General features: G+C 39.0%; 23 protein-coding genes. 16 read left to right on the plus strand and 7 right to left on the minus strand.

The annotated features are described in order from the left end of the window. Positions 1-37 precede the first annotated feature (37 nt). Positions 38-727 carry a Crp/Fnr family transcriptional regulator gene (locus JYB65_RS03205; protein ID WP_206581168.1) on the minus strand — a complete coding sequence of 230 codons (690 nt, stop codon included), beginning with the start codon at positions 725-727 and terminating at the stop codon, positions 38-40. A gap of 122 nt (positions 728-849) precedes the next feature. Between JYB65_RS03205 and JYB65_RS03210 the strand changes: the two genes are divergently transcribed. From JYB65_RS03210 to ytvI, 7 genes are all read left to right on the plus strand, one after another. Beyond that, positions 850-1,566: an ATP-binding protein gene (locus tag JYB65_RS03210; RefSeq protein WP_206581169.1), complete on the plus strand. Its 717-nt coding sequence runs from the start codon at positions 850-852 to the stop codon at positions 1,564-1,566. Between the two features lie 296 nt (positions 1,567-1,862). Further along, positions 1,863-2,570: a hypothetical protein gene (locus tag JYB65_RS03215; protein ID WP_206581170.1), complete on the plus strand. Its 708-nt coding sequence runs from the start codon at positions 1,863-1,865 to the stop codon at positions 2,568-2,570. 14 nt (positions 2,571-2,584) lie between these two features. Next, positions 2,585-3,103: an RNA 2',3'-cyclic phosphodiesterase gene (thpR, locus tag JYB65_RS03220; RefSeq protein WP_206581171.1), complete on the plus strand. Its 519-nt coding sequence runs from the start codon at positions 2,585-2,587 to the stop codon at positions 3,101-3,103. A gap of 215 nt (positions 3,104-3,318) precedes the next feature. After that, on the plus strand, positions 3,319-4,662 hold the full coding sequence (locus JYB65_RS03225; protein ID WP_206581172.1) for an APC family permease: 1,344 nt from the start codon (positions 3,319-3,321) through the stop codon (positions 4,660-4,662). A gap of 243 nt (positions 4,663-4,905) precedes the next feature. Beyond that, a complete protein-coding gene (locus JYB65_RS03230; protein ID WP_245156562.1) occupies positions 4,906-5,211 on the plus strand; it encodes an SdpI family protein in 306 nt (101 codons plus the stop codon). Between the two features lie 308 nt (positions 5,212-5,519). Continuing rightward, positions 5,520-6,851, plus strand: a complete 1,332-nt coding sequence (locus JYB65_RS03235) for a hemolysin family protein (protein ID WP_206581174.1) — start codon at positions 5,520-5,522, stop codon at positions 6,849-6,851. A 48-nt stretch (positions 6,852-6,899) separates the two neighbouring features. Then, entirely contained in the window at positions 6,900-7,982 is a 1,083-nt protein-coding gene (gene ytvI / locus JYB65_RS03240) for a sporulation integral membrane protein YtvI (RefSeq protein ID WP_206581175.1), read from the plus strand. Between the two features lie 32 nt (positions 7,983-8,014). Here ytvI and bioB read toward each other — a convergent pair whose 3' ends face one another. Both bioB and JYB65_RS03250 read right to left on the minus strand, forming a co-directional pair. Further along, the gene (gene bioB, locus JYB65_RS03245; RefSeq protein ID WP_206581764.1) at positions 8,015-8,965 is read right to left on the minus strand and encodes a biotin synthase BioB; all 951 of its coding nucleotides are present in this window, start codon (positions 8,963-8,965) and stop codon (positions 8,015-8,017) included. Between the two features lie 53 nt (positions 8,966-9,018). Then, positions 9,019-9,570 carry a biotin transporter BioY gene (locus JYB65_RS03250; RefSeq protein WP_206581176.1) on the minus strand — a complete coding sequence of 184 codons (552 nt, stop codon included), beginning with the start codon at positions 9,568-9,570 and terminating at the stop codon, positions 9,019-9,021. Positions 9,571-9,843: 273 nt separating this feature from the next. Here JYB65_RS03250 and JYB65_RS03255 point away from each other — a divergent pair, with 273 nt between their 5' ends. Continuing rightward, the gene (locus JYB65_RS03255; protein ID WP_206581177.1) at positions 9,844-12,072 is read left to right on the plus strand and encodes a diguanylate cyclase domain-containing protein; all 2,229 of its coding nucleotides are present in this window, start codon (positions 9,844-9,846) and stop codon (positions 12,070-12,072) included. A gap of 123 nt (positions 12,073-12,195) precedes the next feature. On the opposite strand, the gene JYB65_RS03260 is transcribed toward JYB65_RS03255, so the two are convergent. Continuing rightward, complete coding sequence (locus tag JYB65_RS03260; RefSeq protein WP_206581178.1) at positions 12,196-13,905, minus strand: IS1634 family transposase; 1,710 nt, start codon at positions 13,903-13,905, stop codon at positions 12,196-12,198. A 560-nt stretch (positions 13,906-14,465) separates the two neighbouring features. Here JYB65_RS03260 and JYB65_RS03265 point away from each other — a divergent pair. From JYB65_RS03265 to JYB65_RS03290, 6 genes are all read left to right on the plus strand, one after another. Continuing rightward, positions 14,466-15,647: an acyl-CoA dehydrogenase family protein gene (locus tag JYB65_RS03265; protein ID WP_206581179.1), complete on the plus strand. Its 1,182-nt coding sequence runs from the start codon at positions 14,466-14,468 to the stop codon at positions 15,645-15,647. 41 nt (positions 15,648-15,688) lie between these two features. Then, entirely contained in the window at positions 15,689-16,867 is a 1,179-nt protein-coding gene (locus JYB65_RS03270; RefSeq protein WP_206581180.1) for a CaiB/BaiF CoA transferase family protein, read from the plus strand. Positions 16,868-16,916: 49 nt separating this feature from the next. Further along, positions 16,917-18,113: a CaiB/BaiF CoA transferase family protein gene (locus JYB65_RS03275; protein ID WP_206581181.1), complete on the plus strand. Its 1,197-nt coding sequence runs from the start codon at positions 16,917-16,919 to the stop codon at positions 18,111-18,113. A 47-nt stretch (positions 18,114-18,160) separates the two neighbouring features. Then, positions 18,161-18,454 carry a 4Fe-4S binding protein gene (locus JYB65_RS15255; protein ID WP_425331111.1) on the plus strand — a complete coding sequence of 98 codons (294 nt, stop codon included), beginning with the start codon at positions 18,161-18,163 and terminating at the stop codon, positions 18,452-18,454. After that, complete coding sequence (locus JYB65_RS03285; protein WP_245156595.1) at positions 18,444-18,857, plus strand: acyl-CoA thioesterase; 414 nt, start codon at positions 18,444-18,446, stop codon at positions 18,855-18,857. The genes JYB65_RS15255 and JYB65_RS03285 overlap by 11 nt, the downstream gene beginning before the upstream one ends. 88 nt (positions 18,858-18,945) lie before the next feature. Then, complete coding sequence (locus JYB65_RS03290) at positions 18,946-20,538, plus strand: BCCT family transporter (protein WP_206581184.1); 1,593 nt, start codon at positions 18,946-18,948, stop codon at positions 20,536-20,538. A gap of 134 nt (positions 20,539-20,672) precedes the next feature. Here JYB65_RS03290 and JYB65_RS03295 read toward each other — a convergent pair whose 3' ends face one another. Then, positions 20,673-22,100, minus strand: coding sequence for a C40 family peptidase (locus JYB65_RS03295; protein ID WP_206581185.1), 1,428 nt, complete (start codon positions 22,098-22,100; stop codon positions 20,673-20,675). A gap of 360 nt (positions 22,101-22,460) precedes the next feature. Here JYB65_RS03295 and JYB65_RS03300 point away from each other — a divergent pair, with 360 nt between their 5' ends. Together JYB65_RS03300 and ligD are read left to right on the plus strand one after the other, a co-directional pair. Next, the gene (locus JYB65_RS03300) at positions 22,461-22,643 is read left to right on the plus strand and encodes a hypothetical protein (RefSeq protein WP_206581186.1); all 183 of its coding nucleotides are present in this window, start codon (positions 22,461-22,463) and stop codon (positions 22,641-22,643) included. A 20-nt stretch (positions 22,644-22,663) separates the two neighbouring features. After that, entirely contained in the window at positions 22,664-25,126 is a 2,463-nt protein-coding gene (gene ligD / locus JYB65_RS03305; protein WP_206581187.1) for a DNA ligase D, read from the plus strand. Positions 25,127-25,244: 118 nt separating this feature from the next. On the opposite strand, the gene ku is transcribed toward ligD, so the two are convergent. Further along, positions 25,245-26,054 carry a non-homologous end joining protein Ku gene (ku, locus tag JYB65_RS03310; protein ID WP_206581188.1) on the minus strand — a complete coding sequence of 270 codons (810 nt, stop codon included), beginning with the start codon at positions 26,052-26,054 and terminating at the stop codon, positions 25,245-25,247. Positions 26,055-26,096: 42 nt separating this feature from the next. Next, positions 26,097-26,261, minus strand: a complete 165-nt coding sequence (rd, locus tag JYB65_RS03315; protein ID WP_206581189.1) for a rubredoxin — start codon at positions 26,259-26,261, stop codon at positions 26,097-26,099. Between the last annotated feature and the right edge of the window lie 120 nt (positions 26,262-26,381).

The following is a 26,381-nucleotide window of genomic DNA, read 5'->3' on the forward strand; positions in this document are numbered from 1 at the left end:
TATCCCGTAGCAGAGTAGACTGATATTTTATGAATCACTAGTTTTTATAATTTTCTTCTTCATAGGTTTCCAAGAGGGTAAATTGATTCCGGTTAAAATCCAGAATGCCCATATCTCTGAGTTTACATAATTCATTGGAGAGAGCACTTCGATCCACGCACAGATAATCGGCCAGTTCTTGACGGTTGAACGGAATTTCAAAATTCTTCTTGCCCATTTTTTGAGCTTGAGAAGATAAATACGAAAGAACTTTATCTTTCGTAGATCTTCTGGAAAGATGTTCAATTTTATCGTTCAAATAAACGTTTTTCTGCGCAAGAATTTGCAGCATATTTTCAATCAAGCGATGGTGAAACGCACAAGTATTTGTACAAGAATGAACAATTCTGTTATAGTCAATAAATAATATTTTACTGTCTGTGGTAGCGACAACGCTGACCGGCATCCTTTTTATTCCGGCGCAAGCAAAAGCTTCCGCAAAGATTTGACCTTGTCCGATTTGCGCAATAATGGAGCGGTTCCCCAGAAAATCTTCCTTTATAATTTGAATGCTGCCGGAGACGATAAAACCAACTGCTTCATTTTTATCTCCGATCATGAAAACATTCTGGTTTTTTTTAAAGTTTTTTGTTTGCGCTGATAGACAAGCCAGCATCGCTGAAATATCTTCCGGTTCAATTCCGCCGAATAAAGGACTTTTCGTTAATTCTTCATAAATATTTTTCATTCTTTTCACCTCTCGTTGTAAAAACAACAGAAACTTTACGATTAGTATATTAAAATACAAACATAAAGTCAATAAAGTAATACAAAAATATAGATTGTATTTTAATAATGGAGGATACGAAAATGATAAGAAAGATAATTAAAATTAATGAAGAAAAATGTAACGGTTGCGGATTATGTGCAGAGGCTTGTCATGAAGGCGCCATCGGGATGATAAATGGAAAAGCGAAATTGCTTCGAGACGATTATTGTGACGGATTAGGGAATTGTTTACCGGTTTGTCCGACCAATGCCATCTCCTTTGAAGAACGTGAAGCGGCTGAATATGATGAAGAAGCTGTTTTAGCGAATCAAGCAGCAAAGCCTGCAGAGCCGCTTCCTTGCGGATGCCCGGGAACTCATTCCAAGAGTATTCAAAGACATGCGCAGCCTGAACAGACAGCTCCGACACCTTCTTCTGAGAGCGGAAGTATACAGAGTGAATTGGCTCAGTGGCCTGTTCAAATCAAGCTAGTACCTATTAATGCACCTTATTTTAACGGAGCAAACCTTTTGGTAGCTGCTGATTGTACAGCTTTTGCATATGGCGACTTCCACCGTCAATTTATTAAAAATCATGTAACAATAGTGGGCTGTCCGAAACTGGATGCCGGAGACTACAGCGAAAAATTGACAGAAATCATTAAGAACAACAATATTAAGAGCGTAAAAGTAGTCAGAATGGAAGTTCCATGCTGCGGCGGTATCGAACACGCTGTAAAGCAAGCTCTGATCAACAGCGGCAAGATGATTCCTTGGCAGGTAGTAACCATTTCAACAGACGGAAGAATCTTAGAATAATAAATGAAATAAGGACAGAGCGGTCAGCAGAATGAACCTCTGCTGACCGACTACACATAATCTTTAAACCTTCTCAACAAGACAAAACCCCCTCCTTACAATCATCAGCGGATAGAAAAAGCTGTGATTGCAGGGAGGGATTTTGTTGTTTGGCGAAAATAAAAATATTTATTTATCTTCGGATTGGGGATACTTTATTAATATCTGATTTGGTGCTAGAATAAATTTCATGGGGTGTAAATAATTGGGATGTTAATACAAATATCATATAAGAGAATAGAGGAGGTTGATATTGTATGGATTCGTTATTCTTTTTATTATCATTTTTATGCTTCATATGCTTGGTGATAGGTGTTTTTCGCCCTAGAACTGTAATAAGGTGGGGGCTGGATGAACAAAAGACAAAGAAAAATGTCATGAAATATTACGGAATAGGAATGATACTCTTTCTCATTCTGTTTTCGATTAATGTGGATGACTCTTCCGTTGAAAAAAGTAACCTTAATACCGAGATAAGTTCTGTCGAACAAACGGTCAATGCAGATGAAAAGATAGCATCTAACATAGAGAAAAAAATAGAGGATTTGAGAAATGCGGAGTCTATTACGCTGGACAAGGCGGTTTCTGTAATGGAAGCGAGAATTCTCTATGATGCATTAACTGCAGACCAAAAAGAACTGGTAAGCAATTTAAATGTTTTGACAAATGCAGAGAATAAAATCGAGGTGCTTGAAACAGAAGCAGCAAAACAAGCAGTGGCCCAAGAACAAGCTCAAATAAAATCAGAGGTACAGGCAACTGCTAGTTCTCAAGCAGATAAAGAAATCGTTACGCTTCAACCTCAAGCTCAGACACAAACCAATGAGTACACAGTTTATATCACGAGAACAGGCGAGAAATATCATAGAAGCGGCTGCAGATATTTAAAACAAAGCCAAATCTCCATTTCGAAGTCAGATGCCATAAATCAAGGATATACACCTTGCAGCGTGTGTAATCCATAAAGGAGAGGATAGAGTTGCGACTGTTTATAGCTATAAACTTTGAAAAGTCTGTGATCGATGAAATCATAGCGATCCAGAACCAGTTACGCAATCAGGCGGTGAAAGGCAATTTTACAAGGGAAGAAAATCTTCATCTGACTCTTGTATTTTTAGGTGCAATCGAAGAGAAAAAAATCGATTTGATTGAAAGGGCAATGAATGAAATCACGATCCCTTCATTTGACCTGATTTTTAATAAGATGGGGCATTTTTCACGTGACGCAGGAGATATCTGGTGGATTGGCGCCGAGGAAAATCAATTTCTGTTTGACATGCAAAAAAAGTTGTCCGCCTATTTATCAAAGCTTGGATTTTCAATTGAACGGAGGGGATTTAAGCCCCATTTGACTCTTGGAAGAGAAGTCATCTTAAGAGAGAAGCCTTTGATAAGCCTCTCAAAAATCAGCTCAAGAGTAAGTAAAATATATCTGATGAAATCGGAAAGAATAAACGGCAAACTCACTTATACAGCCATCTATACAAAAGAATTATAATGGTTTATTAATTTTATAATCGGGAAAAATAGTTTTTGCATAAAAAGTAAGTATTTCAAGAAAATAGAGGGTAATTTTGTGATATAAAATCAACAAAAACTTTGAAAATTTGTTGAAAAATACAAAAATTCGAAAAATATTGACAAACATTTTGTTTTCAAGTACACTTCTCTAGGTCATACATAATGATTAATCGTTTCTTAGGAGATATTTATATGGAAAAACATTTGGAAAAACGCTATGGTTTAACTACGGCAATAGCTATGGTAGTCGGAGTTGTTATCGGCTCCGGAGTTTTCTTTAAAGCGGACGATGTTCTCAAATTAACCAACGGCAATTTAGTATTGGCTCTTTTGGCTTGGGGACTTGGCGCATTTTCCATGATTTTTGGAGCGCTTGTTTTTGCCGAATTTGCTCAGCGTATTGAAAAATCAAACGGAATTGTTGACTATTCAGAAATGGCATATGGCAAGAAATTTGGGTATTTAGTAGGTTGGTTCAAATGTGTTCTTTACTTTTCAACCTTAAACGCTATTATATCTTGGGTTGCTTCAATGTATACCATGATTCTAATGGGCAGCGATAATCCAAGTAATTCTCCTTCAACTTGGGCTTTGGCAGTTACCTATATGCTCATTATTTATTTGATTAATTATTTTTCGCCTATGTTGGCAGGAAAACTTCAGATCGGTTCAACAGTGATCAAATTAATTCCATTAGCTTTAGTAGCTATAGTAGGAATTATTTCAGGACTTATGAATAACGTTACGGCGAATAACTTTCAAGTAGCTATGGATAATATAGGAAACAATGGCGGAACTCTTGCCAGTGCAGTAGTTGCGACTGCTTTTGCCTATGAAGGATGGATTGCTGCTGTAACCATTAACAGCGAAATCAAAGACTCCAAAAAGAATCTTCCGAGAGCACTGATTATAGGAACCGGTATTATATTTTTAGTTTACGTAATGTACTTCTTGGGAATTGCAAGTGTATTGCCGACTGCGGATATTATGGCACAAGGGGACAATGCAGTCTACACGGCAGCTACAAAGCTTTTCGGATCGACAGCTTCCACTATTCTGATTGCCCTTGTCGTTGTTTCTTGCTTGGGTACGCTTAACGGACTTGTCCTTTCAACTATTCGAATTCCATATTCTCTTGGAATCAGAAATCAAGGGCCTTTTCCGAAACAGATGAGCTTTATTGACCCTAAGACTAAAATGCCAACGTATTCCGTTATATTTGCGGCAATAGTGTCTTTTATTTATCTGGGATTATGGTATTGCAGTATCAATGAACTTTTCGGCCGTTTCATCGGATTGGATGAAATTCCGATTGTCATGATGTATGGACTATATATTTTACTTTATATCTGGTATATAAGAACGTTTACCGATTTAGGTTTTGTAAAGCGTTACATCGTACCGGCTTGTGCAACCATCGGTGCGCTGATTATTCTGTACGGCGGTATTACCAATCCAAGTGTTGGACTCTATTTGTTAGTATCGGTCATTGTCATTTTACTGGGATTATTTTTCTACAGAAAAGAAGAAGCGTAAACGACCGTTCCGTTCTGCATTGAGTTATTTGACAGGACTAAAAAATATAGAATCGTATTAAATATAAAAAATAACCTATACGTTGAGTATAGGTTATTGCTTTTTGTAGTATTTTTTATACAATTAAAGTAAGTAAATTAACTAAAAGGAGTATTGAAAGAAAGAAGGGATTGTATGGGGTTCATTATTTTTTCAAGCTGCAATATAATACCTTTTATTATGCTTGTTTTCGGGAAAGTGTTTATGGAGCATCCACCGAAAAAAATAAATGGAGTATATGGGTATCGGACTAATATGTCCATGAAAAATATAGAAACATGGAAATTTGCCCACGAATATTGCGGACGATTGTGGTTTAAAATCGGAAGGGCGTTACTGATCGTATCGGTTGCCGCATCATTTTATCTGGCACCTCTGGGAGTAAACCCGCAAGGAGCAGGAATCACGATTTTAGTACTTTCACAGACAGCGATATTGGTTGCTTCCATTTTTCCGACAGAAAAAGCGCTTAGGGAAAGGTTCGACAGGAATGGCAATGTTAAAAAGTAAGTCAGATGTTCAAAGTTGTGCTATAATGTTTTCATGAATAAAAAAACATAATATTGGAAAAATACGCTAATACTAAAATTGACATTTATTTGAGGAACATGTAAACTGTAGATGAAAGAATACTAAAATAGGATGTGACGAAGATTATGGGTGATGAGCCTGGGGATAATGCGAATTATAGATTAATGATAAAATTATTTCAGCGAAAGCTTAAGAAAACAAAAACTTCATTCTATTATGCCAGACCTTGACATAGCAGCTTGGTGCTATATTGTGGTTTTTTTTGTTTTTTATTAGGAGGATGAAGGTTGATTACGAAAGTTATATTTTTATTGATATTAATTGCGGCAAATGCTTTTTTTGCTGCTTCAGAAATAGCATTAATATCTTTAAACGATAATAAGATAAAACTGATGGCAGAGGAAGGAAATAAAAAAGCAAAACAACTTGTTAAACTATTAAGTGAACCAAGTAAGTTCTTAGCTACGATTCAGATCGGCATTACTTTAGCCGGATTTTTAGCCAGTGCTTTCGCAGCCGAAAGTTTTTCTGATCCCATTGTAAACGTATTGAAAGAATACCATTTTCCGATATCAGAAAGTGTCTTAAAAGTTACTACTGTAGCGATTATAACCGTGATCTTGTCTTACTTTACGTTGGTATTAGGCGAATTGGTACCGAAAAGAATTGCCATGAAAAAATCAGAGAGCATCGCTTTCTTTGTGGTGATGCCGCTTACTATTTTATCTAAAATGACTAGTCCTTTTGTTAAATTCCTTACGATTTCCACCAATGCTTTTGTAAGAATATTTGGAGTAGACCCCAATTCAGAACAAGAGAATGTTACGGAAGAAGAAATCCGTATGATGATTGACGTTGGTGAGGAAAATGGGACTATTCACGAACGTGAAAAAATGATGATTAATAATATCTTTGAGTTTAATGATAAGACTGCAGAGCATATTATGACCCATAGAATGGAACTGGTAAGCATTCCTGTGACAGCAAAGTTAGAAGAAATAGCAGCTATTATCGACCAGGAAAAATATACTCGGATTCCTGTATTTGAAGAGAATATTGATAACATTATCGGTATACTTCATGTAAAGGATTTAATTCCTTTAATCAATAATGAACAAGGTGTTAAAAATTTTAATTTAAAAGCTATTATTCGAAAACCGTTTCTTATTCCTGTACATAAGAAAATTGATGAGCTATTCGTAGAATTGCAGCTGGCAAAGACACATATTGCCATCGTCATTGACGAATACGGAGGCACCGCAGGAATTGTTACGATTGAAGACTTAGTAGAAGAAATTGTAGGAAATATTTTTGATGAATATGACGAAGAAGAGTTCGATCTAAAAGAAATTAATCCGACAACTTTTGAAGTAAACGGAATGATCAGTCTAAGTGAATTGGAAAAACCATTTGATGTAGAATTGCCTGTAGAGGATTACGAGACGTTGAATGGATTTTTAATCAGTCTATTCGGAAATATACCGCCTAAAGGAAAGATAAGTGAAATAAGATATAAACATCTACGCATACAAACGATTGAAATGACAGATAAAAGAATTGAGAAGGTGATGGTATATCTGGAAGATAAAACAAACAATGAGCAAACCGAAAATGATTAATAAAATAAAAATCATTTTTGATATAAATATCTTCTTTGGAGGGGTTTAATGCAAGGGCAGCAGTATGAAAAGAAAAAATTTTTTATAGTAAACGTGTTATATGGGGTAATTATTTTACTTCTTGTTTACGTGACGTTAAAACATGCACTAAAGCTTGTTTCCCCTTTTATATTTGCGTTTATCATTGCGTATTTTCTTAGACGGCCGACAAGATTTCTGTCAAGTAGGTTGAAAATTCCTTATAAGCCGGTTGCCTTTTTATTGGTTTTAGTATTTTATAGTACCATAGGGCTTTTGGTTTCGCTGATTGGTATTAAGATTTTTTCAACGGTGACAGAGTTTATTTTACAGGTTCCGTATTTATATAATACTCAAATAGAACCATTTCTCACTTCTACGTTTAACAATATCGAAAAATCTACGTATAAAATGAACCCGGCTTTGGTTGCGGCTTTGAGCAATTTCTTTGAACAGTTTATTCAGTCTTTGAGCGGAATTGTTTCGAGCCTTTCTGTAAAGGCGGTAACGAGCGTTTCAAACTTTGCGTCTATCTTGCCCGGCTTATTTATTAAACTGGTTATTATGATTATTTCGACCTTTTTCATTGCCGGAGATTATGATAAATTAACGGGATTTGTATTGCGGCAGTTTTCTCGCAAAGGCAGAAAATTGGTTATACGTATCAAACAATATATGATTGGTACCTTATTTGTTTGCTTTCGGTCTTATGCGCTTATTATGAGTATCACTTTTATAGAATTATCTTTTGGGCTCACTTTGGTAGGCGTTGATAATGCCATAAAAATTGCTCTTTTAATCTCGATATTTGATATCATCCCCGTCTTAGGAACAGGGGGGATTATGATTCCATGGACCATTATTACATTCTTACAAGGCAATTATGGGTTTGGATTCGGTTTGTTGGTGGTATATCTGACCATCACCATTATTAGAAATATAATCGAACCAAAGATTGTTGGAAGCAGAATCGGACTTCATCCGGTGGTAACGCTGATTTGCATCTTTGTAGGTGCAAAATTGTTTGGTGTGATCGGTATTTTTGGATTCCCGATTACGTTATCCTTACTCCGTCATTTAAACGATACCGGTACCATTAAAATATTTAAATAGTTGATAAAAAAAGGGTTGTCTCAAAAGAATGACTATATCTCAAAACCCATCTGAGTGAGCATTTCTTTGTCTTGGTCAATATTATTGCCGGAGGTGGTTAAAAAATCACCCGTTATGGTGGCATTTGCACCTGCTAAAAATGCGTTCTTACCGGAATCCTGCATTAGATTTCTTCCGGCAGCCAATCGAATGTTGGCTGTTGGATTGATAAAGCGAAACATGGCGATTGTCCGTAGAATTTCATCTTCCGTTAACGGCGTCAAATGTTCATACGCTGTTCCTTTAATGGGCATCAGGGCATTAATAGGAATGGATTCAATGCCCAATTCGGCTAAGCTGAAGGCCATGTCTAATCGATCCTCAAAGGTTTCGCCCATACCGATAATTCCTCCGGAACAGACCTTAAGACCTATTTTTTGAGCAGACTTAATACTGTTAATCTTATCTTCATAAGTGTGCGTTGTGCAGATATTAGGAAAATTGCGTTTAGAGGTTTCAATGTTTTCATGATACATTGAAACACCGCTTTCTTTTAGTGCCATAAAAGCTTCTTCTTTGAGTAATCCATGGGAAGCACATAAGTGGATAGCACATTCATTTCTCATTTTTTTATAGGTATCACAAACCTGTTTCAAGTCTTCTTTATTTAGCTCGCGACCTGCGGTAACAATCGAATAGCGGTGAACGCCTTTATCCGCATGCTTTTTACAGTCGGCTAAAATTGTATTGGTATCCAGCAACCCATATTTTTCAATGCTTGTGTGAAAGTGAGAGCTCTGAGCGCAGAATTTACAATCTTCACTGCATCTGCCGCTTTTGCCGTTGATAATAGAGCATAAGTCGATTCTCTCCCCGCATAATGTTTTCCGAAGCTCATCAGCCCCCTGACAGAGTTCTTCTAAACAGATAGCAGCGAAAAATGTACAGTCGTCTTTACGTGTTAATCGTCTTCCTGAGATGATTTCCTGTGTCAATTTTTTTATTTCCATTGTTTTTTCCTCTTTCATTCCGATTCGTTATAATGATAATTATTCTCCTATAGATAACCGGCTCTTTTTACCTGTTTTTTTATAGTCGTTCCTAAGACTGTTGCAATTGCTATCTTTATGATATCACCGGGGATGTACGGAATCACACCGGCAGACAATGCCACTTGAAAAGTCATATTTGCTTGATAAGCGAGCCAAACCGTACCGAGAACATAGGTGATGATCGTTCCAATCACCATACCGATTACGTACATATAAGTTTTTCCTGGGAATTTATCGACAAAGAGGCCTGTAATAAGTGCCATAAATATAAATCCGATCAGGTATCCGCCGGTTGGCCCCAATAACTTAGCGGGACCTGCTGTAAAATTGGAGAAAACAGGAACGCCGACAAATCCGATCAAGAGATATACAATAAAGCTGATAGTACCTTTTTTCCAACCGAGGATGACAGCAGAAAAATAAATGGCGAGATTTGTAAAAGAAATCGGAACCGGCGAAATAGGGATGGCAATGGAAAGCGGCCCCAGTATACAGATAACGGCAGTCATAAGAGCAATTAATGTAAGCGTATTTGTATTTGTATGTTGATTTTGCATGATTATAATCCTTTCTTTTTACAGGTTTTTTTGTTATGTAAGAACATCACTTATTGATTGATATAAAAACAGTATGATTATAATTTACATAAGAAAAATTGTCAACTATAATTTAAAAAATGGTTTACAATAGCCGTGGCGAATTGTTATTGATCCTTGTAAATGTATGATGAAGACAAATTTCTATAAATTTGCATAAATTAAAAGAATTTATAGAAAATTTATAAAACTTTCTATATACTATAGGTGAATTCAACTTTGAAGGAGCATGGTATGATGAAAAAAAGCAATCAACAAGCGATAGATAGAATGATCCGAATTTCTAGTTTGTTTATGGTTTTTTTGATACTCTTTTTTTCCATATATCCTCAAATTTCGTTTGGAGATTCAGAAAACTACCAAGAGAAAAAAATAGTAAAAGTGGGGTATTACCTATATAAAGGATATCAAGAAGTGGATAAAAATGGTGTTTTTTTCGGATATGGATATGATTACTTAAAAGAAATATCTCAATTTGCAGGGTGGAACTATGAATTTGTAATCGCTTCTTTTTCTGACTGTATTAAAATGCTGGAAAACGGTGAGGTAGATCTAGTTGGAGGAATAGACAAAGAGGCATTGAAATCGGATAAGCTACTATATTCTCATTTTTCCAACAGAGTTTCACAGAGTCAGTTATATACAAAGGCCAATAATACCGATCTGAATTTTGACGATTTTTCAACATTTGATGGAATGGGGATAGGTGTTTTGGAGGGTGATTATCAAGAATCTTATCTGGATGAGTATGCTGGCCAAAACCATTTTAGGTTTAACAAAAAATATTATAAAACCTTATCGGATATGGAAACCGCTTTAGAAAATGGACAAATTCAAGCGATTTTTACCCCGGTGGAGTCAAACAAAAAATACAATAAAGTGATAGGAAGAATGGACGAGCGGCCTCTTTACTATGGAATAAATAAAAATAATCCGAAATTGTTAGAAGAATTAAACCAATCGATGAAAAATATAAAGAACAGCAATCCTTCCTATGATATGCAGATACAAAATAAATATTTTATCAAAGGAAATGCTGCTGCGCCTTCCTTTACGGTAGAAGAATTGAAGTACATTAAAGAAAAAGGCACAGTAAAAGTTTCTTATGATCAGGGTTGGCAGCCGATTGAATACTATGATGAGGCAACTGGAGGCATTAAAGGGGTGACAAAGGATTTATTTGATTTGTTATCGAAGCATACGGGGCTTACCTTTGAATTTGTAAGAGCAAAGGATCTAAGTGAGGCTTTAAATGATGTAAAGACAGGAAAAACGGATATGATTAGCTTAGTTTCCCATGATTATAGCATTTCTGAGGAGAGAGGGATTTATACTTCCAGCATATGCATTAATGCATCGCTGGTTGGCGTCATTGCAAAAGACAGAAATTTTGATGGGATCAGGCAGATTGCCATGCCAAAAGATTATTACTTAGATATCCTTAAAAATTATAATGTAAAGGAATACGATACAGTAGAAGAGTGCTTTGAAGCTGTGAACTCAGGGGAGGCAGATGCTACTATTGCGAATGCATATACGGCTAACTATTATTTAGCAAATCCTAAATTTGTTAATTTGATCAGACAGGATTTAATTGGATATTCTGAGGACTTATCGTTAGGGGTCTCAAAGAATGAAGAGCTTGAGCTGTTAAACATATTAAACAAAGGGCTGCATTGCATTTCTGATATGGATCTGTCCAATATAGTTTTAAGCAATTATGTTGTTTATGAGCAGCCTAAATTTAGAAAGTTGTACTATTCAAATCCTGCATTTTTTTTGGGCTGCATCATCGTTTTAGTAACAGCTGCTATAGGCATCTTAATTTATATAATTATGTTAAAAAATAAAGTGAATTCTACGAATCTGAAAATGATAGAATTTTTAAATATAGAGAAAAGCAGAATGGAAAATTCGCTGCGGAACGAGGCTGAAAGAGATTCATTAACAGGATTGTTTAACCGAAGAAAAATCGAATCTGAATTAAAGGAATTTCTATTAAAAATAAGTATTGAAAATCAAATGAGTTTACAAAGCACCAATTCCCCTAACCATGACATACATAGCTTGATGATTCTTGATTTGGATGGATTTAAAACGATAAATGACAGATATGGGCACCCTGAAGGGGATACGTTACTGAAGCGAATCGCTCAAGAGCTGGAATTAGTTGCAGGGGAGACAAATCTAGTCGGACGATTAGGTGGGGATGAGTTTATATTTTTGTTTAAAAATATTACCGGTATCAGTGAGGTATCTCATTTAACCGAAAAAATACGTAAAGTGATTGAACAAATTTCAAAAGAAGATGAAAAATGGAGAACCATATCTGTAAGTGTTGGCGTTAACTTATTTGGATACGAAACCTACAGTTTTAAAGAATTGTATAAAAAAGCGGATCAAGCGTTGTATAAAGCAAAAAAATTGGGTAAAGACAGAGTGGTATATTACGAGGAATGGTGAACCAATGCCTATTGCTGATCAATGCACATACTAAAAAGCCCTTCCGGTCGGTAAGGGCTTTTAGAATGCATTGAAAACCAATGGATATAGACGGCTCCAATTGGAATGCAACAGTAGTGTTTTTTATCTTTTTTTGGTTGCCCCAATATTTTCTTTAATCTTGCACAAAGTCCCGTATCGCTTTGAAAAGTCAATACCTATGTTCTTCCCAATAAAGTCCAGCACCGAATCATAATAACTTTGTATGTAGTAATTGCCTTCAATATGCACATAGTTGCATTTCCTCAAACTCTGAAGCACTTGCGCTAAAGGATACTTCTTTTGGATTTTCATTTCAAGGATTCGGGTCAGAACAAGAGAGAGAAAGCAAGTCAAATAATGAGCATGCATATGTTCTACTCTAGACACAAACACCGGTCTTGCATGGTATGTACTATTTATGTACTTGAAGGATTCTTCGATTTCCCAAAGACCACGGTAAGCATCGATGAGATCATCGACTCTCTCGTCTAATTCACTAGTGAGAAATAGGTAGTAGCCATCATACTTTTCTTCTTCTTTCAATCTATCTTGGTCTAAATGCAGCGGTTGTTTGCCTTGCAGAATTTCTCCTGTTCTTTTATCGTATTCGATATTCTGCACATACTTAGCGGCGCCATATGCGGTCGTTTTGTTGTATTTGCCCGGAGAGGCAATGAGATCTTTTGCTTTTAATAGAACGTCCTCTCTTTCGGCCATGGAGCATCTTGCATATTTTTTGTTGTAGAACACGATTTGCTTTTCGTCGTATGAAATGGTCTTTTTGCTTCCGCTTGCTGTTGCAACGCGGATCGTTCTGGTATAGATTCTTGATTTTATCTTGCATTCCTCGCCGAATGGAATATATCCTTCTTGATTGAGTACGTAGTCTCTCATTTCCTTTTCTGCACCGCGTATACTCTGGGCTACAATGTAACCACTGCCACTTGAAAGCGCATAGTAGAGATTGTCTGTACTGTTAATTCCATTATCGCCTACAAGGATTACCTTGCCTACGCCAAAGTCCTGAGCGCGCTTTTTAATTTCAGGGCTCAATATGAGCGCATCAACCGGGTTTCTGGGAAATAGTTCATAAGATACCGGCAATCCATTCTTATCAACGAAAAGTCCCATTTGCACGATTGGATCCGTACGATGCGCTTTGGGAACATCATTTTTACACGGTTGATCCTGTTCACCGATCTCGAAGTAGTGTTTGGTTACATAGTAATACATCTGACTTGTATCCCGCCCGTAATTTTCGCAAATGCGTTCATGTATCCATGTTTGCAGCTGAGTTTTGTATCGATGAAGATAGGTAAAAGAGCGGTATATATCATTTAGCGAAAACTCCATTTTATCAAAAAACTGCTCTTTATTTCCATAGATTTGTTTGATCGATCCGGGGAAAAGTATACCGCCATATACAAGAAGTTTCATGACACTGTTAAGACTGTAATCGATATCCAAAGATCTTTGTTGTCCTCTAAAAAACACATCTACTTTTAATTCATGGTAGAGGGCAGACAAAGCTGTATAACCAAAGTTTTTAATAAGATCGATACCGGGCTCCAGTGATTTCGCTGGGTCAAGTGCAATGTAGATCGGTTTTGTTTCTGCGCCATACTCTTCACTCATCTGTTTTGCGACATTCTGGAAATGTGCAATCGGATCATCATATTGCTTTTGCAAATCCTCCAAATAGCCAACGTTCATAATTCGCTTTGTTTTAGACACTTTAGTGACAGGATCTCTATAGGACTGTACGATACAAAGATTTGTACCATGCTTTCTTTTCTCTTTAATTAAAAACATGAGAACCTCCTTTTGTACACAGCATTAATATAGACTGTTTAAATAAAAGTCTGTAATTAGGTTTTCTATGATAGAATTTTAAATGCGAGCCTGATTGAAAGAGCGGCCTTTTGTTGTTTAGAATATATTAGATATTTTTAGTTGTCAATACCATCTTTTTACAAGATGTTTTTACCATGAGCCTGCCAAAACAGATAGCTGAATACTTGCACGCTTATTTATCATTCTTCGTTTTATTTTTATCTTCTGATAAAACAATACTATAAAAAAACTATAAAATGCCACTAAAATATTCACAAAAAAATTGGTAGAAGAATACCTGTATCCATTTTATTGCAACAGGTTGAGCCTTCACTCCTAAAAAATTGACTGAAAAATCTGTGAAAAAGAGTTCGTATCTTCTTGAGAGTGATACTACAATGTGAAGTGTTAGAGGAACTACATAAATGTCTTGGAAAAAAGGATTATGCTCCCAAGACATTGATCACTTCAAGAATCAAAAATCAAAAGGTTTGTAGGAGTGGTTTGTAGACGTTATTGATCAAAGAAAGGAGTATATTATGGATTTTACCTTAAGTAAAGCACATCGAGAGCTACAAGAAAAGGCCAAAGCATTCACAGAGGAGGTTCTTTTCCCGTATGAAATGGAGTGCGAGGAAAACAATGGGATTTCTCCAGAGACGCATGCGATCATCAATCAGAAGGTTATGGATTGGGGATTTAATGCGACAAACCACTCCAAGGAGCATGGCGGGCAAGGAATGACATTGTTTGAACAGATGTTAGTGAGTGAGCAGCTTGGTATGGCAACCGGTGCCATCTGGGATGCGGTTCCTCAGCCATCCTATCCGATGAAATTTGGTACGCAGGCACAGATCGAAGAGTATCTTATTCCTTGTTGTCAGAATAAACGTCGTGATGCCTATGCGATTACAGAGGCTGATGCCGGATCTGATCCGACCCAGTGCTTAACGAGAGCCGACAAATGTGATGGCGGTTATCGGATTAACGGCGAAAAATGGTATGTGACGGTTGGCAATGTGGCAGATTTTCTTCTTGTCCACGCACATGTGGATGGGGATCCAGAAAAAGCTACAGTCTTCTTTGTTGAAAAAGATGCTCCCGGTGTGAGCATCAAACGTACACCTGAGTTCAGCCATCATTTTGCTTTCAAGCATCCGGAATTCACCTTTAAGGATGTTGTAGTGGATGAATCAAGGATTCTCGGCAAAGTTGGTGACGGGTTCAATTTGACTAAAGACTGGTTCGTCGAAGCCAGATTAGGTATTGCTGCCCGTTGCGTTGGAGGCGCTCAGCGCGTTTTGAATGTTGCCAATGAATTTGCGGCAGGACGTATAATGGGCGGGCAGCCTATTAGAGAATATCAGGCAATTGAGCACATGCTTGTCGATATGACGATGGATATCATGGCGGCTAAAAGCTTGCTGTACCGCGTATGCTGGGAAATTTCCGGAAATATCTCAGACCGTAAATTGAAGCATGCACGTGCAGCTGCTATCAAGCTGTACACTTCAGAAATGGTTGGCCGTGTATGCGACACAGGTGTTCAAATTCTCGGTGGACGTGGATATATGAGAGAGAACCCGGTAGAGCGTCTGTGGCGTGATACAAGAGTAGACCGTATTTGGGAAGGAACTTCAGAAATCCAGCGCAACATCATTGGTGGACAAATCAAAAAACGTGGTGTGGAAATCTATACCGGTTGGGATTTCGAAAAGTAATAACCGTGAGGCTTATGCTCTCACAGTAACAGGAGGCTTATATGTTACCTTTAAAAGGAATAAGAATTCTCGATTTAACAACCCTTTCCGGCTACTGCGGGATGGAATTGGCCGATTATGGAGCAGAGGTTATTAAAATAGAAACACCTTGTGGCGGGGATCTTCTTCGTGTTCTAGCACCATTGAAAAATGGTGCTAGCCCCCACCATGTCTTTCGTGATCGCGGTAAAAAAAGTGTGACGCTAAATCTGTGGCATCCGGAAGGAAAAGAACTCTTCAAAAAGCTTGTGGCTACAGCAGATGCTGTTTTGGAAAACTTTCCTCCGGGTACTTTGGAGGCTCTTGGCCTGGGATATGAAGAAATGTCAGCCATAAAACCATCTATCGTTTACGGACGCATTTCCGCATATGGATCTACTGGAGCGGAAACAAACGTTCCTCAATCTGAACTGGTGGCCCAGGCAAAGAGCGGTATTATGCATGTTACCGGATTCCCTGAAAATCCGCCTACCCGCATCGGATTTTCAATCTCAGAACGCTACTCTGCCAGCTTTCTTTCCGTTGGTATATGTGTTGCTATTTATCATGCGAGAAGCACAGGGCAAGGCCAGATAGTGGAAACCTCTCTCTGTGGTTCTGCACTTGCTATTACGGAAGATAAGGTACTTACGTATAGTGCGGAGCATGAAGACCCTATGCGTACGGGAAATGCGCACCCTCAGATAAATCCTTATGACATACTGAAGTGCAAGAATGGATATATTGCGCTTAGCATCGGGTCAGATGATCAATGGGGAAAGTTTTGCGACGCATTTGACCGTTTGGAGTGGAAGACCGCAGAAAAATACTATTCCAATGTTAACAGGGGTCTGAATTATTTCGGAGATCTCAGGGTCAAGATAGAAGAGTTGTTTGAAGGGTATACCATGCAAGAAATTGTGGCTATCTGCGATAAAGTTCTTATACCAGGTACCATGTGCGGCACAACGGAAGAGGCTCTGCAAGAACCGCAATTGTACGCTAGAAACATGATTGTTACAGTGGAGGATGTTAACATCGGCGAGCTAGAGATGCCAGGTCGACCGGTAAAGTTTGTTGGTGAGGCAGAAGAAGCACTGCGCGCAGCACCGGACTTAGGAGAACATAATGCTGAAATTTATGGTGCCTTGACTATTGATTCTACAAAGTTTGAGTACCTGCAACGAGAAGGGGTTATCTAGCAATCTCAATAGATAATCTCATGAATAATGAAGTTAAGGAGTGTAAGGCATGAAAAAGAGACCTCTTGAAGGAGTTAAAATTCTTGATCTTTCTCAAGTTTTATCTGCACCGTTCTGTGGCATGATACTTGCGGATTTGGGGGCAGAGGTTATCAAGGTGGAACGACCGGGCGATGGAGATATTTCCCGTGCATATGGACCATACATGAATGATATCAGTCTTTATTTTTGCCAATACAACAGGGGCAAAAGAGGCTTGGCAGTTGACATGCGCACAGAGGCCGGTAAAGGTGTGATTATGGATCTCGTCGCACAAGTGGATGTTGTCATGGAGAATTTTAAGTATGGTACTTTGGAAAAACTTGGGATAGGTTATGACGAAATGCTGAAGGTTAATCCGACGCTGATATATGGGTCCATTTCTGGTTTTGGCACCCATGGCCCTTTATCTCATCTGCCCTGTATGGATATCATTGCCGCGGCACGAAGCGGTTTAGTGAGCCAGTCTGGGATAGATGTCCCTATTAAACCAGGGTTTTCTTTATGTGATACCTGGGCAGGGCTGCATTTATTGCGTGGTTTGTCTATGGCGCTGCTCCACAAACAGCGTACCAACAGAGGTGTTCGCGTAGACATTGCCATGTTGGATTGTGCTTTTTATATGTGCGAAGCGCCTGTTTTAGAGCATTCATTGACAGGAAAATTTGCAGATCGAACAGGCAATCATGATCCGTTGTTTGCTCCTTGCGGTGAATTTGCTGCGCGGGATGGTAATGTGGTGATTGCCGTGACCAAGGAAGAAGAATGGATTGCACTTTGCGAAGTCTTGGAATTATCCTCCTTGGCTGAGGAACCACGATTCTGTAACAACGAATCGCGTATTAACAACAGAGAGTTACTGATAACTGAATTGGAGTGTGTAACCTCTTCCATGGGAAGATACGAGATTGAAAAAAAATTGTGCGAGGTTGGCGTTCCTGCGGCTGCAGTTCAAACGGTGGCTGAATTTATAAATAATCCTCAAACGCAAGAGTTAGATGTGATCACTAAAATCAATCAACCTGGCGTAGGTGATTATACGGCCGTGAATACACCAATACGTTTCAGCAAAACGCCGGTTGATCCGAATGCTGAAGCGCCGAGCTTCCCTGGAGCACACAGTAGAGAAATTTTGAGTAATTTAGGATACAGCCAGGAAAAGATCGAAGAGTTGATTGAAAGTGGTGCGATTTATCAATCTGCCTAATGCTTGAAACTGCTAGTTTCTTAGTAAAATTTCAAACACGACAGATTATGAGAAAGGACTTAATTGTGGAACTGATCTCTCCAGATACGACGAAATGCGTGAAATGTCGTGCATGTGCGGAGGTATGTCCTATGGGAGTTATCGGAATATCTGCCGATGGATTTCCAGAGTCTAAGAGTTGGGCATATCGACTTTGTATTAATTGTGGCTACTGCGTGGATGTTTGCATCGTTGGTGCTCTCAACCACAGGGTTAGAAAACGCTCCTCAGATTCCGGAGCAGCAATGAAAAGATATGAAGTATTACAAAAAAAGAGAAAAGGTGAGTCAAATGAGAAATGATTGTGTCTTCTTTTGCCCTATTCGCGTCCGTTATGGAGAAGTAGATCAACAGGGGGTTGTATATAATGGAAATTACGTGGTATACACGGATGTTGCATTTGAAGAGTTTCTTCGTTCTAAAGGATACCCGTACAGAAAACTCGTTAACGAATATGCATCTGAAGTTTGCCATAAAAAAGCCACTTTCGAATATATTTCCAGTGCCTTTGAGGGCGATATGCTAGAGGTTGGGGTGCGTGTTGTTAAGGTTGGAAATAGGAGCTTTACTTTGGGTTTCGAAATATATCGCCAGGGAGAAGAAGATCCGCTTGTTACCTCCGAAATTGTTTATGTTGGGTACGATACGCAGAAAAGAAGTAGTCGGCCAATAACAGAGCTGATGCGTAAGCTTTTGGGTGCCTGAAAACGGTGAAGGAGTGAATGAGAAGTGGTTTGTAGTCACTACCGCAATTATTTAGTGAAGACCCTTTTGTGAAACACAAGGAGGTAATATGGAAAATAATTTAAATAAGAAAGACCGTGGAAGTATAGAGACTGGCCTTATTATTGTCAGCGTACTTTTACTTGCTGCATTTATTATTTTTATGGTCTTAAATCCGGTAACAACAGTGAATGGGATCAGTGGTTTCTTCTGGAAGATGATCTCTGTATTCGGGCCTATTTTTGAAGTCTTTACCTTCGCAACGTTTATTATTGCCATCTATCTTGGCTTTGGTAAGTATGGGAAGGTAAGGCTCGGTGATTGTAAGCCTGAATACTCAACATTCAGTTACATAGCAATGATGCTGCTGGCGTCCCTTGCTTCGGCAGCTTTGTATTGGTCCTTTACGGAATGGGCATACTACTATGAAGCTCCAGGATTGGGAATGGAAGCGCATAGTACCCGGGCACTGGAATCTGCCCTTGGCTATCAGTTCTTTCACTGGGGGATGACAAACCAGGCCATGTATACAGTCATGGGTGTAGCGATAGCCTATGGTGTATACATTAAAAAAGTTCCTTCTTTCCAGGCAAGTGCTGTATGCAGTGCTATGATGGGGGAAAAAGTCAAAGGCAAGTCTGCCATTGGTAAAGTCATTGATTTTTGTGTAATCTTCGGGATCCTGGGCGGACTGGGCTCATCTTTGGGGTTGGCAGTTCCGCTGGCAACCGGTGGGATAAAACAATTAACCGGAGCAGAGGCTACACCAGTTATACAGATAGGTGTCATCGTAGTCATTGCCCTTGTATATACGTTTACTTCCTACCTTGGAACGGACAAGGGGATGAAAGTAATCAGTAATGGATCGGCGATTCTCTGCTTCGTATTTCTTCTGTATGTTCTGTTTACAGGACCGACTACATTTATCTTAAAGAATATTATTAATTCCTTTGGATATATGATTCAGGACCTACCAAGAATGAGCTTATTTACCGATCCAGTTGAAAATACAGGATTTCCAGAAAACTGGACGATTTACTTCCAGGCATTTTACCTCAACTATTTAGCGATGATGGGTATCTTCATTGCCAAGGTCTCAAAGGGAAGAACCCTCCGAGAGGTTGCTATCGCAACGATGTTCGGAATTTCAGCTGGTGGCTGGTTCCTCTTCGGAGTAGACGGAAGCTTCTCCATCAAGACATTCTTAGATGGGAGTGCTGATGTAGTGGGGTTGGTTAACAGCGGCATAGGCGATGCTGCCATTTATAGCATTTTAGAAGTTCTGCCATTAGGCGCAACTTTTCTGCCGGTTATTGTCCTACTGCTGATTGTTGGATTCGTAGGATCTTCCATGGACGCTGCGTCCCTGGCCCTTGCTGAAACAGTTACCAAGCGGGGAACACCAAAGATGGCATTGAGACTTTTCTGGTGCATACTGCTTGCGGTAATTCCAATGAGTATTATTTTATCCGGTTCCGGATTTGATGCTATTAAGCAATTGGCAGTCATCATATCCGTTCCATTCTTGATAATCGTGGTCGGTATGGAAATAGGGTTGTTCAAATGGCTCAGACATGACAGCCGTTCAGGGCTGCATGCAAGGAATATTGAACTGCAGGAAAAAGAAGATAAAGAAGAATTTGAACAGAAAGCCCGCAAATAAAAAGTCAGTAAAGGCTTAATGCGGGGGCGCATGGACAAATAGAAAAACCCTGGGAAGTGTGAATTTCTCAGGGTTTTGTTACACAGTACACAGAGGATATTTTTAATTGTTACGGGCTGCCATCATCCGATACGTTATGTTGTTATTCGTACAGCTCCGCAGTAGCGTAAATTGCTTGTAGAGAAACTGCTGATTTTAACCCTGTCACCAGACTGTGGAGAGTGAATAAATTTACCTCCGCCAACGTAAATTCCTACATGGCTGATCCGAGAGGAACTAGCAAAGAAAACTAAATCTCCGGGTTGAAGCTGTGATTTGTCTACGGCGCTGCCATAGTTATACTGGCTTGCCGAAGAGTGTGGAAGGTTACCGCCAAAATTGGAATATACATATTGGGTAAACCCGGAACAGTCAAATCCATTCGGGCTTGTACCGCCATTGCAATATGGCACGCCAATAAATTTCTTCGCATAGGCGACAATTTCGTTTCCTGTAGCTGCTACTGAAACCGATCTGTTTTGGCCTCTGCTTGCAACGTATAGAGTTTCTGGCTTTGTTTTCGTGCCTTTCAATGCAACTTGGTTTTGCGGCTCTGCGGTTAGTACAGAATCAATGACTTTAGAGGCAGTAATGACTCCATTTTCTTTTATAACTTCCGAGCTTATTTCTTTTGAGCCATATACACCGGGGGTTTTTACTTTGGTTTCACCTTTATAGAGTGAATTTGTTTCTTCGAAAACGGTATTAAAATCAATTTTTTCCGTTGAAGAAATCAATTCTTTCGTTTCTACTGTCAAATATGGTTTTACTGCAAATAAGTTTACTTGCTGGCCGATTTTTAATTGATTCGGGTCAAAACCCGGATTGGCATTTTGAAGCTCTGATACACTCATTCCGTTTTGAGCAGCAATACCCCATAAGGTATCTCCCTCTTTTACGGTATAAACTTTAGGATCTTTTTCTCCGGTGATGATAAATGTCACCGCATCGTTCGGCTTCAGCGTGGCTGCAATATTTATTGCTGCTTGTGTAATGCGAACCTTCTCTTTAAAGGTTGCACTCATCACCGTACTGTCTTTACTCGTGTAGTAATTCTTTACATCGGTGAGTATCTGCTTTGCCTCTTCTTTTGATTGAACTGCAACTATATTCTTTCCTTCGATATTGACGGACCAGCCTTTCATGGTGCAAATTCCTGAAGCAATTAATTTGTTCTCTACTTCTTTGACCGTTAAAGCTTTTATATCCTTTTTATCCAAATTCGTTTTTTTACATACAATGGAGGTTTCATCTACATCAATAGTATCTTTGCCATCTGCATAGTCTGAAGTGATGTCTTTCATTGCATCATGAATGATTGATTTATCTGCAATGTAGCCAACATTTTCGCCTGCAATCGTTAAACTATATACGCCTGTACTTGTTGTCAGGACGAAAACCGTACCCAGAAGGATACATCCGATCGCTCCTGCGAAAATTCCGATTTTTGTATGTTTACTTAATTGCATCATTTTATTGGTTATGCGAAATTTATATTGGTTTATAAATTTATTTATATTCATTGGTTACCTCGTTACCTCATTTTTTAACAACTTTGATAATGTTACTATATTGTTATGAAAAATTCAACTTATTACACAAAGAATTTATGAAGGTTAATAATGTAATATATTTACAAACGTTGAAATAATAACGATATCCATTTAAAAATTAAATTTATTATATAATTTATTTTTGTATAAATATAACTTATTTGCTGTTATATGTATAAAACATTAATCCAGATTGTGGATTAATGTGGTTTTATTTCATATAAATAAATTTTATAATCACAATAAAAACGTATGCTCTACATCATACAGCATAGTATCCGAGAATACCATCAAAAGATTTGGTTAGCCTAATGTCAAGGAGGTGATATCATGTATGATGATATAGATTTAGGCAATTTGACCTCAAGAGAAATCGGAGAGTTAATGACAAAGCCAGAAGACGAACGAGACAAAGAACTTGTTAATATCGTGAATCTGAATCAAGAAGTACATTATGGAGGCTTACCGTTAACAGCCCTTGGAAAACAAGTTGTCATCAACGAAACAAACTAATGTTAAAAGGTAGTATGTAAATGACTATAAAATTAGAAGAATACAACCAAAAAAGGAATTTTCAAATAACGGTCGAACCTGAAGGTAAAGCGGAAAAGCCGGAAGAACATCTGAAGTTTGTCATCCAGCATCATTTAGCCCGCAGAGATCACTACGACTTGCGTCTCGAATGGGACGGAGCTCTTTTGAGTTGGGCGGTGCCCAAAGTACCTTCCTATAATACCCGTGACAGGCGGCTTGCTGTACAGGTGGAGGATCATCCTTTGGAATACAGGAACTTTGAGGGGACGATTCCCAAGGGGGAATATGGCGGCGGAGTTGTGATGCTCTGGGACGAAGGCTATTGGGAACCCCAGATGGATGTAGAGGAAGGTCTCATCAGCGGTTCGCTGAAGTTTGTTCTGAAGGGAAGAAGATTGAGGGGAAAATGGGCGTTGGTCCGAATGAAACCGAAAGCGGGTGAGGGGAAGAATAACTGGCTTTTGCTCAAAGAAAAAGATGAATATGCCAACACTACCGATACACTTGCTGCGTGTACCACCAGCATCCGAACCGGACGCACCATGACGGAAATAGAACAAGGGGAGAATGAAAAAATCATCCGAAATCCTTTTGATCATGCCGATGTACAGCTGGCCAAACTGGTCAATCGGATTCCGGAGGAGGAGGACTGGCTGTATGAGATGAAATACGACGGATATCGAATTATTGCCTATGTGGAAGGAAGCAACGTTCGACTCATGACCAGAAATGGCAAGGACTATACAAATCGATTTATGGATATCGCCTATTCACTTGCCGATTGGGCAGCCGGAAGGCCGATGATTTTGGACGGGGAAATGGCTGTCACTGATGAGAACGGTAAAACCGATTTTCAGGCGCTTCAGGACTATACGAAAAATCCGAGGGGTAAGAAGCTTACCTATATCCTCTTTGACCTTCTGGCACTGGATGGTGTGGATTTAAGGGAACAAGCTTTGATTAACAGAAAAGAAACCTTGAAAGCATTGATGCAGGATGCGCCAAAAAACCTCTACTACAGTCAGCATGTCACAGGAAATGGAAAGCAATGTTTCCTTGTATCCTGCCAATCTAATATGGAAGGAATCGTAGGGAAAAAAGCCGATTCCGTCTACAGTGGAACAAGAAACGGCGATTGGATTAAGCTGAAATGCGATAAACGACAGGAATTCGTCATCGGAGGCTATACTCTTACGGATAAAAAAGCCAGCGGAGTCAGTTCACTTCTCCTTGGCGTTTATGAAGGAGAAGAATTGGTCTATGCCGGACGTGCCGGAACAGGTCTGACCGCACGAAGCATGAAGGAACTCGAAGAAAAATTTGAACGTATAAAGAAAAAAACGCCCTCTTTCAGGCAGTTTCCTGAAACAAGAAAGAATGAAAAAATGACCTGGCTTGAACCTGTACTGGTTGCAGAAATCAAGTTTGCGGGATGGACCGAGGATAATCTGTTAAGACAAGCGAGTTTTAAAGGCCTTCGGGCGGATAAGGACCCAAGAGATATAAAGAGGGAAAAGGCAGATAATGAAACACCATCCGATGAAATAATGAGTAGGGAGGAATTGTCAGACAATAATATGGAGGAATTCACGACGACAGCCGGCAATGGCATGATCATCGACGGCATAAAGATTACCAACCCGGATAAAGTAATATTTGAAAATCCGGTCATCACAAAATTGGATGTGGTGCGGTATTACGAAACGATTGCAGAACGTATGCTGCCCTATGTAAGCAACAGAATTCTCAGCATTGTACGTTGTCCTAAAGGAATGTCTCAGTCTTGTTTTTTTAAGAAGCACCCGGCCGCAAAGAATAAAGCCATCGTTACAATTCCGGTTACCAACAGTAACGGAGAGACGGAGGACTATTTCTACATTGAAAATACTTCCGGGCTCGTCTATGAAGCACAGATGGGCACACTGGAATTTCATACATGGGGCAGCCGTGCCGACAATCTGGAAAAACCGGACAGGATGGTATTTGATCTGGACCCGGATGAAGGAATGAACCTAGAAACGGTGCGTCAGGGGGTAAAAGACGTAAAAAGCATTCTCCAAGAACTTTCCTTGATCTCATTTCTGAAGACAAGCGGAGGCAAAGGATATCATGTGGTTGTACCTTTTGAGCCTTCGGTAGATTGGGAAACATTTTATGATTTCGCTAAACGGATTGCTGTAGTAATGGAACAAAAGTGGCCTGACCGCTACACCAGCAATGTCAGAAAGGCGAACCGGAAAAACAAGATCTTCATTGATTGGATTCGAAACGGCAGAGGAGCCACCAGTATTGCGCCCTATTCTATAAGAGCAAGAGAAGGGGCTCGGGTATCCATGCCTATCACATGGGAAGAGCTGGATACGGTAGCTCCCGATGGTATCAATATGGCAGAGGCATTATCGAGGATGAACGGCATGGATCCTTGGAAAGATTTTTTCCAAATCGATCAACGGCTAAAATAATGGAGCTGTTTTAAAATAGTTTGAATCATTCTAGATAGCCAGTAGCGACGGATCATTCTGAAAACGTATCCGTAGATGCTGGCTGTCTAGAATTCAGACTTTAAAAACAGCTCCATTATTATGCGCCTTGTTGTTTTTTAGCAGTTGTCTTCTTTTTAGCCGGTTTTTCTTCTGATTGTTCTATACTTCTCTGTAATGCTTCCATCAGATCGATTACATTTCCACCGGACTCCTGTTTAGCTGCAATAATTTCTTTTCCATTTATTTTATCTTCAATTAATACCCTAAGCCGTTCCTGATATTCGTCTTTATACAGACTAGGTTCAAATGGCTTGGCCATAGATTCAATCAGCGTTTTGGCCATGGTGAGTTCGCCTTCATTCAATTCTGGTCTTGCATAAGATTTAGGGATTTCCTTAATTTCATCTTGATAAAACATCTTTTCAATTAAGATTCCATTTTCGGTTGGTATGATGCAAAGAAGTGTTTCACTATTGCCCATAACGGTTTTTGCAATGGCTACTTTATTTTCTTGCAGCATAGCTGTTCTTAGCAGTTCAAAGGCCTTTTCACCGCCTGTTTCAGGAACTGCATGGTAGGTTTTATCGTAATATACAGGTTGTATTGTTTTCAAATCTGCAAAGTGCAGGATTTGCAGGGAACGGTCTTTTTCTGTTTTTATCTTTTCAAAATCCTCATCCGTAACAATGACATATTTGTCTTTATCGTATTCAAATCCTTTAATAATATCTCCGGATGAGACTTCCTTTCCACATCCGGCACATACTTTTTTATACCGGACTCGGCTATTATCTTGTTTGCACAATTGGTTAAAATGTATATCATTATCCTGCGTCGCTGTATACAGGGCAACAGGAATGTGTACTAACCCAAATGAAATGGCTCCTTTATGTGAAGAAACTGCCATATTTAACACCTCTTTTATTTTTCTTTCGTATCACTTGACCCATTATTCTTCGACTTCTTCGAAATCCTCTTTCCCTACAAAACATATCGGGCATTCCCAATCATCCGGAAGATCTTCAAAAGTAGTACCAGGTTCAATTCCATTATCAGGGTCACCTTGTTCCGGATCATAAACATATCCACATGGTATACAAATGTACTTTAACATGTACTATTCCTCCTCTATGAATTTTTAATAGTATTGGAAAATAAGTAAAACATTATACAACATTTAAAAAGATCACGTTTGAGGGCATACTAAAAAGCCCTTCCAATCGGGAAGGGCTTT

The sequence above is a fragment of the Clostridium aminobutyricum genome, assembly GCF_017255415.1.
GTDB classification, from domain to species: Bacteria; Bacillota; Clostridia; order Peptostreptococcales; family Anaerovoracaceae; genus Aminipila; species Aminipila aminobutyrica.